Here is a 14308-nt window from a genome sequence, read left to right as displayed (position 1 = left end):
GCGACGTCGCAGGATCTCCGCGACGAGGGTGCTGACTACCTGACCTCGCCGCGGCCGGGAATGAGGAGGGAGACCTCGCGCCGCTGCATCCCTCGACGGTACGTGGACGTCCTCGTCCCCGTCATCCGCCTTCCACCATCCGGACGCTGGACCGACGGGACGTGCGTCACATCCGCCGCCCGGCGACGGATTCCGTCACGGATCTGGCCGCCGACCCCTGATCCGCGTACCGTCGGTCGCGACCGAGGGGACGGGGGGCCAGGCGTGCGCATCCGCTACCTCCTGCTCAACGCCTACGGGTCCGGCGGCACCATCCGCACGACGCTGTCGATGGCCGGCGTCCTCGCCGAGCGCGGTCACGACGTCGAGGTCGCGAGCGTCACGCAGCGGCGACCGCGCCCGCGGCTGCCCGTCCCCTCCGGCGTGCGCCTCGTGTCGGTGACGAGCCCGCTGCACCCCGTCCGCGGGGGGAGCCGGCTCGTCCTCGGGCGCACCCGCAGCACGTTCGCCCACCCGAACGACCGGCTCGGCCGGTACCTGACCCGCGCGCACGACCACTGGCTGCGCCGGTACGTCGCGGCCCAGGACGACTGCGTCGTCGTGGCGACGCGGATGTCGCTCAACCTCGCCCTCGCCGAGCTGCGCTCCGACCGGCAGGTCGCCGTCGCCCAGGAGCACAACCACCTCGCCAGGGCCCCGGGCGTGCAGGCGTCCTACGTCGCCGCCTACCCGCGGCTCGACGCCCTCGTCGTCCTCACCGAGGGAGACGCCGCGCGCTACCGCGAGCTGCTCGGCCGCACCTGCCCGGTTGCCGTCGTCGCCAACGCCCTCCCCCGGGGCATCCCCCTGCGGCGCTCCCCCCTCACCACGACGGTCGCGGTGTCGGCCGGCTCGCTCATCGCGCGCAAGGGCTTCGACCTCCTCGTCGACGCGTGGCGCACGGTGGCCGAGCGCCACCCCGACTGGACGCTGCGGATCTACGGCGTCGGTGCGGAGGCCGACGCGCTGACCCGGCGGATCGCCGACGCGGGGCTCTCGACCACGGTCACGCTCGAGGGCTTCGAGCCCGACCTGGCCAGCCGCCTCGACGAGGCGTCGCTGTTCGTCCTGCCGTCACGGCGCGAGGGCATGCCGATGGTCCTCCTCGAGGCGATGGCGGCCGGCCTTCCAGTCGTCACCTTCGACTGCCCGACCGGACCCGCCGACGTGCTCGAGCGAGGCCGCCACGGCGTCCTCGTCCCGCCCGGCGACGTGCCCGCCCTCGCCGCCGGCATCGAGCGCGTCGCCGCCGACCCGCAGGAGCGGCACCGTCTCGCGCAGGCCGCGGCCACCCGGGTGCGCGACTTCGACCCGCTCGCCACGGCCCGCCGGTGGGAGAGCCTCTTCGAGGAGCTGGCCGACCGGCGCGGCCTGGCGGTGGGACGCTGACGACCGGCGGGGCGTCCGCGCCGGCCGGGGAGCGGGTCAGTCGAGGTCGACGACCCGGACGGTCTCGGCGCCGATCTCCTTCTGGATGGCGGCGATGACGTCGCCGGGGATCGCGCTGTCGAGGGTGAGGGTGACCAGGGCCTTGCCGTGCGCGTCGTCGCGCGAGACCTGCATCCCGGCGATGTTGACGTTCGCGTCGCCGAGGAGGCGGCCGACGGCGCCGATGACGCCCGGGCGGTCCTCGTAGGCGAAGAAGGCGAGGTGCTTGGAGATCGGGATCTCGAGGTCGTAGCCCTGCACGCCGATGAGCTTCTGGACCATCTTCGGACCGGTGAGGGTGCCCGCGATCGACACGGTCGTGCCGTCGGCGAGGGTGCCGTGCAGCGTCGTGACGTTGCGGAAGTCCTCGGCGACCGGCTCGGTCACCAGGCGCGACTCGCAGCCGCGCTCCTTGGCGATGAGGGGGGCGTTGACGTAGGTGACGGGGTCCTCGGTGACGTCGGTGAACAGGCCCTTGAGCGCGGCGAGCTCCCAGATCGACACGTCGTGCGCGGTGATCTCGCCACGGACCTCGACGTCGAGCTGCACGGGCACGGCGCCGGCGAACGCGGTGAACACGCGGCCGAGCTTCTCGACGAGGTCGATGCCGGGACGGACCTCCTCGGCGACCGCGCCACCCGAGACGTTGACGGCGTCGGGGACGAGGTCGCCCCCGAGGGCGAGGCGCACCGACTTCGCGACGGCGACGCCGGCCTTCTCCTGGGCCTCCTCGGTGGAGGCGCCGAGGTGCGGTGTGACGACGACGGACTCGAAGGCGAACAGGGGGTTCTCGGTGCACGGCTCCTTGGCGAAGACGTCGAGCCCGGCGCCGGCGACGCGGCCCTCGGCGATCGCGTCGGCCAGGGCCTCCTCGTCGAGGACGCCACCGCGGGCGGCGTTGATGATCCGCACGGTCGGCTTGACCTTGGTCAGCGCCTCCTTGCCGATGAGGCCGATCGTCTCGGCGTTCTTCGGCAGGTGGATGGTGATGAAGTCGGACTCGGCGAGCAGCTCGTCGAGGGTGACGAGGCGGGCCCCGAGCTGGCCGGCGCGCTGGACCGACACGTAGGGGTCGTAGGCGAGGATCTCGACGCCGAAGCCCTTGAGCCGCTCGGCGACGAGCTGGCCGATGCGGCCGAAGCCGACGACGCCGACCTTCTTCTCGAGCAGCTCGACGCCGCCGTACTTGCTGCGCTTCCACGCGCCGTTCTTCAGCGCCTCGTTGGCCGGCGCGATGTTGCGGGCGCAGGCGAGGAGGAGGCCGACGGCGAGCTCGGCGGCGGAGGTGATGTTGGAGGTGGGGGCGTTGACGACCATGACGCCGGCCTTCGTGGCGGCGTCGACGTCGACGTTGTCGAGGCCGACGCCCGCCCGGGCGATGACCTTGAGGCTCTTCGCGGCGGCGAGCGCCTCGGCGTCCATCTTCGTGGCGGAGCGGATGAGGACCGCGTCGACGCCGGCGAGCGCCGGGAGCAGCTGACCTCGGTCGGAACCGTCGGTGCTGCGGACCTCGAAGTCGGGGCCGAGGGCGTCGATGGTCGCGGGCGAGAGCTCCTCGGCGATGAGGACGACGGGCTTGGTCACGAACGGTCCCTCTTTCGGTGCTGCTGCTGCGGTGGGGCGCCGTCGTCGGGTCGACGTCGGAGCCGGTGCCCGGGTGGGCGGCGTCGCCGTCCGGACACCGGAGGACGCGCTCCGGCACGCCGCTGGGCCGGGAGTTCCATGATACGGGCGTGCCAGCATGTGGACCCCCATGACCACGATGTGATCGTCGTCGCGGAGGCCGTGGCGCCCCGGTCGCTCGGCGCCGCCCCGACACCGGGTCCGGAGGCCGGCCGCGACACCGGGTCGGCCGGATTCCCCCGGACCAGCCCGGCCGGGGGGGTCAGCCGAGGGCGGCGGCGACCCGCTCCCCCAGCCCGTTCACGCCGCGGCGCACGAGGTCGCCGTAGCCGTCGGCGCCCAGGGCGCCGAGGGTCTGCCGGGCCAGCGCGAGCTGCGCCTCGGCGTCCTCGACCCTCCCCTGGCGCAGGTACCCGTCGCCGAGGTTGAGGTGCAGGCTCGGCGCCATCGCGGCGGCCCGCTCGATGCCGACCGGTGCCAGGTCGGCGTCGGACACCCCGTCGAAGGCGGCGAGCGCCCGCTCGTCCCAGGCGACCTCGTCGGCCAGGTCGTCCTGGACGTCGGCGAGGTAGTGCGCGATGACGCAGCGCTGGGCGCCGTGCGCGTCATCGGTGCCGTCCCACGCCTCCTCGAGGAGCACCCTCCCGCGGACCCGGTCGCCCCCGAGCGCGACGGTGACCCCCTCGACGACCTCTCGCCACTGCGTCATGGACCGACCGTAGGACGACCCTCCGACACCCCGACGACGCCCACGTCGACCCGTCCGCACCCGGGTCCGCGCCCGGGTCGTCCTCGACCGCCCTCCCCCTGCCGCGTCATCGCGTGCGACGGCGCAGGACGTGACGTGGTCACGACCCTCACTGCGCGGTCGGTCGCGACGTCGACGGGTCGCCGACGGGGTCGACCCCCGATGACGGCGCAGCCGCCGGCTCCTCCTCGACGCGGCGGCGGACCCGGCGCGACACCACGGCGACGACGGTCGCGAGGGCCAGCACGGCGAGGAGCCACCACCAGCCGCCCGAGCCGAGGAACGCGTCGACGACGGCGAACCCCACCGTGGTGTAGACGAGCGACCAGAGCGCCGCCCCCAGGACGACCGCCGGCACGAACCGCCGCTGGGGCATCCGCAGGATCCCGGCCGAGGCGTTGATCGCGCTCTGCAGGCCGACGGTGAGGAAGCCGAGCGTCACCGCCGGTGGGCCGACCCGCCGGACGAAGCGCTCGGCGCGGGCGACGAGCGGTCGGTCGAGGTGGTGCGCCCACCGGGAGCGCCCTCCCCCGGCACGCACCCCGCGTCCGACCCAGTACGTGGCGGTCCCGCGGGCGAGGGCGCCGAGCCAGAGCGCGACGAACACCGCCCAGACGGGCCACCCCTCGACGAGCGCCTCCACGCGGCCAGCCTAGATCCGCCCGCCCCGGCCCCCGACGACGCCTCCCCGCCGACGCCGGCCACCACCCAGAGCCCGGGCTCCAGTACGGCAACACGCCGACGGGCGAGGGGCCACGTCGGCGTGTTGCCGTACTGGAGTGGGTGCGACGGGATGTCAGCGCGCGGCGGAGCCCTCGACGTAGTCGGCGTCGCGGTCGGAGTCGACCCAGGCCATGAGCTTGCGCAGCTCGCGGCCGGTGCCCTCGATGGGGTGGGCCGCACCCTTGGCGCGCAGCTCCGTGAACTCCGGTGCGCCGGCGTCCTGGTCGTCGATGAAGCGCTTGGCGAAGTTCCCGTTCTGGATGTCGGCGAGGACGGCCTTCATGTTCTCCTTCACCGACGGGTCGATGACGCGCGGGCCGGAGACGTAGTCCCCGTACTCCGCCGTGTCGGAGACCGACCAGCGCTGCTTGGCGATGCCGCCCTCGATCATGAGGTCGACGATGAGCTTGAGCTCGTGGAGGCACTCGAAGTACGCGACCTCGGGCTGGTAGCCGGCCTCGACGAGGGTCTCGAACCCGTACATGACGAGCTGCGAGGCGCCACCGCACAGGACGGCCTGCTCGCCGAAGAGGTCGGTCTCGGTCTCCTCGGTGAAGGTCGTCCCGATGCCGCCGGCCCGTAGGCCGCCGATCGCCTTGCCGTACGACTTCGCGACGTCCCAGGCCTGGCCCGACGCGTCCTGCTCCACCGCGAGGAGGACCGGCACACCACGGCCGTCGACGTACTCGCGGCGCACGATGTGGCCGGGACCCTTGGGGGCGACCATGAGGACGTCGGAGCCGGCGGGAGCCTGGATGTAGCCGAAGCGGATGTTGAAGCCGTGGCCGAAGAGCAGGCCCGCGCCCTCCTTGAGGTTCGGCTCGATGTGCTCGGCGTAGACGCCGCGCTGCACCTGGTCGGGCGTGAGGATGACGACGAGGTCGGCCTCCTTCACGGCGTCGGCCACGGTGAGGACCGTCAGGCCCTCGGCCTCGGCCTTCGCGCGGCTCTTGCTGCCCTCGGCGAGGCCGACGCGGACGTCGACACCCGAGTCGCGCAGGTTGAGCGCGTGGGCGTGGCCCTGGCTGCCGTAGCCGATGACGGCCACCTTGCGTCCCTGGATGACGCTGAGGTCGGCGTCGTCGTCGTAGAACATCTCGGCCATCGTGAGGGCCTCTCCTTCGTGTGGTGGTGGTGCTTCTCGGTGAGCGTAGGCGGGGCGGTCGGGCGGGTGCCGGGCCGTCCGCGACGTGGGTCAGGTGCGGGGCCGGGACGTGACCCGGCACCGGGTCACGCGGTGCGCAGGGTGCGGTCGGTGATCGAGCGCTGGCCGCGGCCGATGGCGACGACGCCGGACTGCACGAGCTCCTTGACGCCGTAGGGGTCGAGGACGTCGAGGAGCGCCTTGAGCTTCTCGGCGGTGCCCGTCGCCTCGATCGTCAGCGAGTCGGTGGCGACGTCGACCACCTTGGCCCGGAACATCTGGACCATCTCGAGGACCTGACTGCGGGTCGCCGCGTCGGCGCGCACCTTGATGAGCATGACCTGGCGGTGGACCGCCGAGTTCGGCTCGAGCTCGACGACCTTGAGGACCTCGACGAGCTTGTTCAGCTGCTTGGTCACCTGCTCCAGCGGCAGGTCCTCGACGTCGACGACGACGGTCATCCGGGAGATGTCGGGGTACTCGGTCTCCCCCACGGCGAGGGACTCGATGTTGAAGCCGCGCCGGGAGAACAGCGCGGCGATCCGGGCGAGGACGCCGGGCTTGTTCTCGACGAGGACGGACAGGGTGTGCTTGCTCATGGGGTCTCCTGGCTCACTGGCCGTCGTGGTCGGCGTCGGTCGGCTGCTCGATCGCCTCGGACTCCTCGCGGTCCCACTGGGGCGCGGTGTCGCGGGCGACCTGGATGGCGTCGTTGCTGACGCCGGCGGGGACCATCGGCCACACCATCGCGTCGCGGTGGACGACGAAGTCGACGACGACCGGGCGGTCGGTGACGGCCATCGCCTGGCGGATCGTCTCGTCGACGTCCTCCGGTGTCTCGCACCGCAACCCGACGCAGCCGTAGGCGTCGGCGAGCTTGACGAAGTCGGGGACGCGCGAGCCGACCGAGGTGTGCAGGTCGGTGTTGGAGTAGCGCTCGTTGTAGAAGAGCGTCTGCCACTGGCGCACCATGCCGAGGCTGCTGTTGTTGATGATCGCGACCTTGATCGGGATGTTGTTGATGACGCAGGTCGCGAGCTCCTGGTTCGTCATCTGGAAGCAGCCGTCGCCGTCGATGGCCCAGACCGTGCGATCGGGCTCGGCCACCTGGGCGCCCATCGCCGCCGGGACCGCGTAGCCCATCGTGCCGAGGCCACCGGAGTTCAGCCACGCGTTGGGGCGCTCGTACTGCACGAACTGCGCCGCCCACATCTGGTGCTGGCCGACGCCCGCGACGTAGATCGAGTCGGGCCCGGCGATCGCCGACAGCCGCTCCATGACGTACTGCGGTGCGAGGGTGCCGCCCTCGGGAACGGTGTAGCCGAGGGGGAAGGACTCCTTCCACCCCGCGACGCGCTCGCGCCACTCGGTGTAGTCGCCCCCCTTGCCGGCGTCGATGTCGGTGTCGAGCGCCTCGATGAGGTCGGTGATGACCGCCTTGCAGTCGCCGACGATCGGGACGTCGGCGCGACGGTTCTTGCTGATCTCGGCCGGGTCGATGTCGGCGTGGATGACCTTGGCCTCGGGCGCGAAGGTCGACAGCTGGCCGGTGACCCGGTCGTCGAAGCGGGCGCCGAGCGCGATGATGAGGTCGGACTTCTGCAGGCCGGTGACCGCCGAGACCGACCCGTGCATCCCGGGCATGCCCAGGTGGAGCGGGTGGCTGTCGGGCAGCGCACCGCGGGCCATGAGCGTGGTGACGACGGGGATCTGCGCGAGCTCGACGAGGCGGCGCAGCTCCTCGCTCGCCTCGGCCCGGATGACGCCGCCACCGACGTAGAGCACGGGGCGCCGGGCCTCGGCGATGAGGCGCGCGGCCTCGCGGATCTGCTTGCTGTGGGGGCGGGTGACGGGCCGGTAGCCCGGCAGCTCGATGCGCGGGGGCCACGAGAAGGTGGTGCGCGCCTGGAGGGCGTCCTTGCTGATGTCGACGAGGACGGGTCCGGGGCGGCCCGTGGAGGCGATGTGGAAGGCCTCGGCGATGACGCGCGGGATGTCGTCGGCCTTGGTCACGAGGTAGTTGTGCTTCGTGATCGGCATCGTGATGCCGCGGATGTCGGCCTCCTGGAAGGCGTCGGTCCCGATCGAGGTCGAGCTGACCTGGCCGGTGATCGCGACGACGGGGACCGAGTCCATGTGCGCGTCGGCGAGCGGGGTCACGAGGTTGGTGGCGCCGGGGCCCGAGGTCGCCATGCAGACACCGACCCGGCCGGATGCCGACGCGTAGCCCTCGGCCGCGTGGCCGGCACCCTGCTCGTGGCGCACGAGGATGTGGCGGACCTTGACCGAGTCCAGGAGCGGGTCGTAGGCCGGGAGGATCGCGCCGCCCGGGATGCCGAAGACGGTGTCGACCTCCATCGCCTCGAGCGACAGCACGAGGCTCTGCGCGCCGGTCACCTCGATGGGGGTGCGCGCCCGCGCCTGCTGGGCGACCTGCCCGGGGGTCGGGACGCCGGACGCGTGGGGTGCGGCGGGCGCGTGGGGGGCTGGGGCCACCGGGATCGCCGGCTTCGTGTCGCTCATCGGGGTCACCGTCTCTTCGTCGTTCTCTGCTGTCGCCGCGGGCGTGCGGCCTGTTCCGTGCACAAAAAAACCCTCCAGTCCCGTGGCGGGGACAGCGGAGGGAGCGCGTCTGGGAGTGCTGTCAGACGCGCTGGGGAAGTACGAGGACTCGGGCCACGGGACCACTCTCCCGCCGGCCCGTGGGGGTGTCAACCACCGAGACGACCGGTCCCACGATCCGGGACCGTGAGGTCGCTCACCGGGCCCGCGTCCCCTCGAGGTCGCGCGACATGCCCACGGAACGGCCCGCCGCTCGGCATGTCGCGCGACCTCGACGTGACGGCGACGGGTTCCTCGGGCTCGCCGTCCGGCCGAGGCGGGTCCCCAGGGCTCGACCGTCCGGCCGGGGACGGCTCGTGGAACAACGCGTCCTTCCGGGGAACGAGGGCTCCGCGTCAGCCCCGGACGCTCGGGGCCACCTCGCGCACCATGACGCAGTTGCCCTGGCCCTTGGGGCGGTCGTAGGTGAAGCCCTCGCGCTCGTACATCGTGCGGGTGCCGTTGTAGAGGAACGACGAGTTCTTCTTGCGGACCCCTCCGGTGTCGTGCGGGTAGCCCTCGACCACGCCGCCACCCGCCTGCGCGATGAGGTTGACGGCTCCGCGCAGGGCGACCGCCGCCAGGCCCCTGCCGCGGTGCGCCTTCTCGACCTGGATGCAGGTGACCCGGTAGTCGGGGAGCCGCTCGGCGGTGGCGAGGTACTCCTTGCGGTGGTGGATGCCGGGCAGCTCCTCGGGCGTGCCGTACTCCGCCCACGCGATGGCGAGGTCGCCGTCGTACACGAGCGCCGCGTGCGCGATCCCCTCGTCCACCCGGCGCTTCTTGAACGCCCGGTTGTCCTCGACGGTGCCGTCCGGGTCGCGGTCGTCGGGGTGGAACCACGTGCACCAGCAGCCGGCGAACATGCCCGTGTTGCGCTCGATGAGGGCGGCGAAGTCGTCGAAGGTCCCGGGCGTGAGCGCCCTGATCGTGACGTCGGACATGCCGGCAACCTAGCCCGCCCCGCCCGCGGCGTGGCCGATGGAGACACGGGCACGGGCACGGCCCCACGTCCCGGCGATGGCGACCCGGACGGGCGTGCTCAGATCTGAGACTGGTGCAGCTGGCCCAGGAGCTCGGGTCCGCGGCGGTCGAGACGGCGACCCCCGACGACGACCCCGACGGCGAGCAGCCCGAGCGCGTAGACGCAGCTGACGACGAACGTCGCCCACCGCGCCGCGGCCGACTCGCGGGTGAACCAGGCGGCGATGACGACCGGGAGGATGAGCACGCCGGGGCCGACGAACGACAGGATCGCCGTGAGGCAGCCCTGGGCCGCCCCTCCCGACGTGGCCGCGAACGGGTTGCCACCGGTGCGCGGTGCGGTCCCCGGGAAGTAGGCGCCGACGAGGACGGCGAGACCGAGGCTGCCGAGCAGCGCCGTGACGGAGATCGCCAGCCAGAGCAGCGGCTGGGTGACGGCCCCGATACCGACGCCGACGGCCCACGTCGCGATGAGGGCCGGCCCGTAGACGACGATCGACGCGAGCGCCCGGCCGAGGCGGTCCTCCCAGCCCCTCACGCCGACCGCGAGGTGCAGCCACCAGGCGGGACCGTCGAAGGCGAGGTCGTTCATCAGGCTCAGGCCCGCGAGGACGGCGAGCATGACGACGCCGGTGCCCGCGAGGAGCGTGCTGCCGGTGACCATCGCCTGGAGGACGAAGAAGACCGGGAGCACCGCCGTGCGCAGCGCGATGCCGACGAGCCGGCTGTCGCGGTACCAGGCCCGGGTGCGGCGGGCGGCGATCGTCGCGGTGGGCGAGGTGCCCAGCAGCAGCGGGAGGAAGCGGCCGCGGCCGATCCGCTGCCCGCCCGAGCTCCCGAGCGGAGAGGTGAGCGCCCGCGACAGCTGGTGCACCCACACGCGGTAGAGGAAGGTGACGAACCCGGCCGCGAGGGCGAGGTGGATCGCGGCGTGCCCCCACCGGCCCTCGGCGACGTCGAACGGCAGGCCCCAGGCCCAGCCGACCGGGGTCCACGAGGCGACCCACGCGGGGCCCCGCGCGTCGAAGGCGAGGATGTCGAGGAACAGCGAGTCGGTCGCGAGGAGCAGGTTGAGGCCGAGCGGCAGCATCGTCACGAGGGCGACGACGACGGCGCCGAGGAGCCGGCCGGTGCGCGTCGTCATGACGCGGGCGAGGGTGCTCGTCACGGCCCGCGAGAGCAGCACCGCCGTCGCGACCCCGAGCACCGCGGCGAGCAGGGCGGCCAGCGCCGTCTGTGGGGAGCGCGACCACGACCCCACCTGGGCGAGGGAGAGCCCGACGAGGAGGAGCGCGGGGATGCCGGTGAGTCCCGCGGCGAACAGGCCGGGGGCCAGCTCGCGCCCGCGCAGCGGCAGCACCGCGAACCGCGCCGGCTCGAGGGTCGAGTCGGCGCCGGCCGCGACGAGCGAAAGCACCGCCCACGACAGGGTGATCGCCGTGAAGAGCGGGACCGTGAGGGCGAGCATCCTCAGCGGCCGGGCCGACAGGAGGACGAGGCCGGGACCGAGGACCGCGAGGATCCCGAGCGCCCCGACCATGCCGAGGATCGAGGAGACGAGGTGGATCGTGCTGCGGTTCATCGCGGTCCGCCACATCGCGAGGCGGAGCCGGACGACGGTCGAGACGGTGCCGCGCACCCCGACGGGCGCACCCGTCGGCACCGTGACCTCGGCCACCCCCGTCGCCACGGTCACCCGAGCCAGGTGAGGCCGTCGCCGCCGGCGTCCTGCGCGCCGACGAGCTGGAGGAACCGGTCGTGCAGGGATCCGCCGCTGGTGAGCCCGCCGATGGAGTCCTCGGCGAGCACGCGTCCTCCGACGATGACGGCGACCCGGTCGCACAGGCCCTCGACGAGCTCCATGACGTGGCTCGACATGACGACGGTGCCGCCGCTGGCGACGTAGCGCCGCAGGATGGTGCGGATCGTCTGCCCGCTCACCGGGTCGACGGCCTCGAACGGCTCGTCGAGGACGAGCAGCCGCGGCGCGTGGATGAGGGCCGCGGCGAGGCTGATCTTCTTGACCATGCCGGCCGAGTAGTCGGCGACGACGGTGTTGGCGTCGTTGCCGAGGTCGAGCACGCCGAGCAGCTCGTCGGCGCGCGCGGCGACGACCTCGAGCGGCATCCGGCGCAGCGCCCCGACGTAGTGGAGCAGCTCGCGGCCCGAGAGCTGCTCGAACAGGCGCATGCCGTCGGGGGCGACCCCCATGACGTCCTTCGCGGCGGCGGGGTCGGTCCACACGTCGATGCCGAGGACGCGGGCGACGCCGCCGTCGGGGCGCAGGAGCCCGGTCGCCATCGACAGCGTCGTCGTCTTGCCCGCACCGTTCGGCCCGACGAGCCCGTAGAGCGAGCCGCGCGGCACGACGAGGGACAGCTCGTGGACGACCCGGCGCCCGCGGAACTCCTTGACGAGGCCGACGAGCTCGAGAGCCGGTCCCCCCGGGGTCGCGTCAGTCACACACGGCGCCGGTGCTCGCGCTCTGGACGAGCTTGCGGTACTTGGCGAGGACACCGCGGGTGTACTTCGGCTCCGGGTGGGTGACGCCCTCGGCGCGGCGGCGCTCCATCTCGGCGTCGTCGACGAGGAGGTCGAGGGTGCCGTTGGCGACGTCGAGCCGGATGGGGTCGCCGTCGTGGACGAACGCGATGGGGCCCTCGTCGACGGCCTCGGGAGCGACGTGGCCGACGCACAGGCCCGTCGTCCCGCCGGAGAACCGCCCGTCGGTGAGGAGCAGGACGTCCTTGCCCAGGCCGGCGCCCTTGATGGCCCCGGTGACCGCGAGCATCTCGCGCATCCCCGGACCACCCTTGGGTCCCTCGTAGCGGATGACGACGACGTCGCCGGCCGTGAGGCTGCCGTCCTCGACGGCGTCCATGGCGCGGCGCTCCCCGTCGAAGACGCGGGCGGTGCCCTCGAAGACGTCGGAGTCGAAGCCGGCGGACTTGACGACGGCGCCCTCGGGCGCGAGCGAGCCCTTGAGGATGGTGAGGCCGCCCGTGCGGTGGATCGGCTCGCTCATCGCGCGCACGACCTTGCCGTCGACGTCGGGCGGGGCGATGTGGGCCAGGTTCTCGGCCATCGTCCTCCCGGTGACGGTGAGCGTGTCGCCGTGCAGGAGACCGGCGTCGAGCAGGGCGCGCATGACGACCGGGACGCCGCCGACCCGGTCGATGTCGGTCATGACGAACTGCCCGAAGGGCTTGACGTCGGCGAGGTGCGGGACCTTCGCCCCGACCCGGACGAAGTCGTCGAGGGTGAGGTCGACGTCGGCCTCGTGCGCGATCGCCAGGAGGTGCAGGACCGCGTTGGTGGACCCACCGAAGGCCATGACGACGGCGATGGCGTTCTCGAACGCCTCCTTGGTCATGATGTCGCGGGCCGTGATGCCGCGGCGGAGGAGCTCGACGACGGCCTCGCCGGACTTGCGGGCGAACCCGTCGCGGCGGCGGTCGGTGGCGGGCGGCGCGGCCGAGCCGGGGAGCGACATCCCGATGGCCTCGGCGACCGAGGCCATCGTGTTCGCGGTGTACATCCCGCCGCAGGCGCCCTCACCGGGGCAGATGGCCCGCTCGATGGCGTCGACGTCCTCGCGGCTCATCAGCCCGGCGGCGCACGCCCCGACGGCCTCGAACGCGTCGATGATCGTCACGGTCTTCTCGGAGCCGTCGGACAGCTTGGCGATCCCGGGCAGGATCGACCCGGCGTAGAGGAACACCGACGACAGGTCGAGGCGCGCGGCGGCCATGAGCATGCCCGGCAGCGACTTGTCGCAGCCGGCGAGGAGGACCGAGCCGTCGAGCCGCTCGGCGTTCATCACGGTCTCGACGGAGTCGGCGATGATCTCGCGGCTCACGAGCGAGAAGTGCATCCCCTCGTGGCCCATCGAGATGCCGTCGCTCACCGAGATCGTCCCGAACTCGAGCGGGTAGCCGCCGGCGGCGTGGACGCCGTCCTTGACGGCCTTCGCGAGCCGGTCGAGGGAGAGGTTGCACGGGGTGATCTCGTTCCACGAGCTGGCCACGCCGATCTGCGGCTTGACCCAGTCGTCGTCACCCATGCCCACCGCGCGCAGCATCCCCCGCGCGGCGGCCTTCTCGAGGCCGTCGGTCACGTCGCGGCTGCGCGGCTTGATGTCGGGGGTGGTCGTCATGGCGCCATCCTAGGTTCGGGTCCCGCCGCGAGGAGGGCCGTTCCGACGAGTGGCCGGAGCGGCGCCGTGAAGACGCGTCGAAACTTTGTCGAAGGTGCTGCATCCACGGCGCCCGGTCCGGGGGAAGAGGTGGTGTCAGCAGCCCCCTGAAAGGACCCCCACCATGCGACGCACCCTCAGCACCGTCTCCGTCATCGGCCTCGCCCTCGTGCTCGCGGCCTGCGGCTCGGACGACGCCGACCCGGCCGCCTCGACGACGACGTCGGCCTCGGCGACCGCCACGCCGAGCGAGAGCCCGTCGGCCAGCCCCAGCGCCTCCGCGAGCGGCGACGTCGTCGACACCGCGGTCGCGGCCGGCGGCTTCACGACCCTCGCGGCGGCCCTCGAGGCCGCCGGCCTCGTCGAGACCCTCAAGGGCGCCGGCCCGTTCACCGTCTTCGCGCCGACCGACGAGGCCTTCGCGGCCCTGCCGGCCGGCACGGTCGACACCCTGCTCAAGGACCCCAAGGGCGACCTGACCCAGATCCTCACCTACCACGTCGTGCCCGGGAAGGTCCTCGCCGCCGACGTCGTGGGCCTGGACGGCCAGAAGGTCAAGACCGTGCAGGGCGCCGAGCTCACCGTGGGTGTCGACGGCAGCGCGGTCACCCTCACCGACGCCGCCGGCGCCACGGTGTCGGTGACGCAGACCGACATCGAGGCCACGAACGGCGTCATCCACGTCATCGACGGGGTGCTGATGCCCACCTCGTGAGCGTGCTCCCACGACGAAACGCCCCGGGTCGCACGACCCGGGGCGTTTCGTCGTGCCGGTCGTTCGTCGTGCCGGTGCGCTCGTCGTGCCGATGCCCTCGTCGCGCGG

The 14308-nt window shown here is 73.0% G+C and carries 12 protein-coding genes; 2 read left to right on the top strand and 10 right to left on the bottom strand.

The window, feature by feature from the left end:
* Positions 1–264: 264 nt before the first annotated feature.
* A complete protein-coding gene (locus ACFWN3_RS16430; RefSeq protein ID WP_377641427.1) occupies positions 265–1428 on the top strand; it encodes a glycosyltransferase in 1164 nt (387 codons plus the stop codon).
* 36 nt (positions 1429–1464) lie between these two features.
* Here the strand turns inward: ACFWN3_RS16430 and serA are convergent, their stop codons facing one another.
* The 10 genes from serA to ilvD form a co-directional block, all read right to left on the bottom strand.
* A complete protein-coding gene (serA, locus tag ACFWN3_RS16425) occupies positions 1465–3051 on the bottom strand; it encodes a phosphoglycerate dehydrogenase (RefSeq protein ID WP_377641425.1) in 1587 nt (528 codons plus the stop codon).
* Between the two features lie 301 nt (positions 3052–3352).
* Positions 3353–3799, bottom strand: a complete 447-nt coding sequence (locus ACFWN3_RS16420; protein WP_377641423.1) for a hypothetical protein — start codon at positions 3797–3799, stop codon at positions 3353–3355.
* Positions 3800–3947: 148 nt separating this feature from the next.
* Positions 3948–4481 carry a DedA family protein gene (locus ACFWN3_RS16415; protein WP_377641421.1) on the bottom strand — a complete coding sequence of 178 codons (534 nt, stop codon included), beginning with the start codon at positions 4479–4481 and terminating at the stop codon, positions 3948–3950.
* A gap of 153 nt (positions 4482–4634) precedes the next feature.
* Positions 4635–5666 carry a ketol-acid reductoisomerase gene (ilvC, locus tag ACFWN3_RS16410; protein WP_377641419.1) on the bottom strand — a complete coding sequence of 344 codons (1032 nt, stop codon included), beginning with the start codon at positions 5664–5666 and terminating at the stop codon, positions 4635–4637.
* Positions 5667–5791: 125 nt separating this feature from the next.
* On the bottom strand, positions 5792–6304 hold the full coding sequence (gene ilvN / locus ACFWN3_RS16405; RefSeq protein WP_377641417.1) for an acetolactate synthase small subunit: 513 nt from the start codon (positions 6302–6304) through the stop codon (positions 5792–5794).
* 13 nt (positions 6305–6317) lie between these two features.
* Complete coding sequence (locus tag ACFWN3_RS16400) at positions 6318–8228, bottom strand: acetolactate synthase large subunit (protein ID WP_377641415.1); 1911 nt, start codon at positions 8226–8228, stop codon at positions 6318–6320.
* Between the two features lie 434 nt (positions 8229–8662).
* Positions 8663–9250: a GNAT family N-acetyltransferase gene (locus ACFWN3_RS16395; protein WP_377641413.1), complete on the bottom strand. Its 588-nt coding sequence runs from the start codon at positions 9248–9250 to the stop codon at positions 8663–8665.
* Between the two features lie 98 nt (positions 9251–9348).
* Entirely contained in the window at positions 9349–10986 is a 1638-nt protein-coding gene (locus ACFWN3_RS16390; protein WP_377641411.1) for a hypothetical protein, read from the bottom strand.
* Positions 10983–11753: an ABC transporter ATP-binding protein gene (locus ACFWN3_RS16385; protein ID WP_377641410.1), complete on the bottom strand. Its 771-nt coding sequence runs from the start codon at positions 11751–11753 to the stop codon at positions 10983–10985. The genes ACFWN3_RS16390 and ACFWN3_RS16385 overlap by 4 nt, the downstream gene beginning before the upstream one ends.
* Positions 11746–13446, bottom strand: a complete 1701-nt coding sequence (gene ilvD, locus ACFWN3_RS16380; protein WP_377641408.1) for a dihydroxy-acid dehydratase — start codon at positions 13444–13446, stop codon at positions 11746–11748. Before ilvD ends, ACFWN3_RS16385 begins: the two co-directional genes overlap by 8 nt.
* A 163-nt stretch (positions 13447–13609) precedes the next feature.
* On the opposite strand from ilvD, the gene ACFWN3_RS16375 reads away from it, so the two are divergent.
* Positions 13610–14200 (top strand): fasciclin domain-containing protein, encoded by a 591-nt coding sequence (locus ACFWN3_RS16375; protein WP_377641406.1) that lies wholly within the window; start codon positions 13610–13612, stop codon positions 14198–14200.
* The last annotated feature ends 108 nt before the right edge of the window (positions 14201–14308 follow it).

The organism is Oryzobacter terrae (assembly GCF_042756445.1).
GTDB lineage: Bacteria > Actinomycetota > Actinomycetes > Actinomycetales > Dermatophilaceae > Oryzobacter > Oryzobacter terrae.
Note: the sequence above shows the minus strand (reverse complement) of the source record. Positions and strands in the feature narration are given on the sequence as shown.

Coding starts and splice junctions, on each gene's coding strand:
- ilvD (WP_377641408.1), bottom strand. CDS start 13,446: ATGACGACCACCCCCGACATCAAGCCGCGCAGCCGCGACGTGACCGAC.
- ACFWN3_RS16400 (WP_377641415.1), bottom strand. CDS start 8,228: ATGAGCGACACGAAGCCGGCGATCCCGGTGGCCCCAGCCCCCCACGCG.
- ACFWN3_RS16420 (WP_377641423.1), bottom strand. CDS start 3,799: ATGACGCAGTGGCGAGAGGTCGTCGAGGGGGTCACCGTCGCGCTCGGG.
- ilvN (WP_377641417.1), bottom strand. CDS start 6,304: ATGAGCAAGCACACCCTGTCCGTCCTCGTCGAGAACAAGCCCGGCGTC.
- ACFWN3_RS16375 (WP_377641406.1), top strand. CDS start 13,610: ATGCGACGCACCCTCAGCACCGTCTCCGTCATCGGCCTCGCCCTCGTG.
- ACFWN3_RS16395 (WP_377641413.1), bottom strand. CDS start 9,250: ATGTCCGACGTCACGATCAGGGCGCTCACGCCCGGGACCTTCGACGAC.
- ilvC (WP_377641419.1), bottom strand. CDS start 5,666: ATGGCCGAGATGTTCTACGACGACGACGCCGACCTCAGCGTCATCCAG.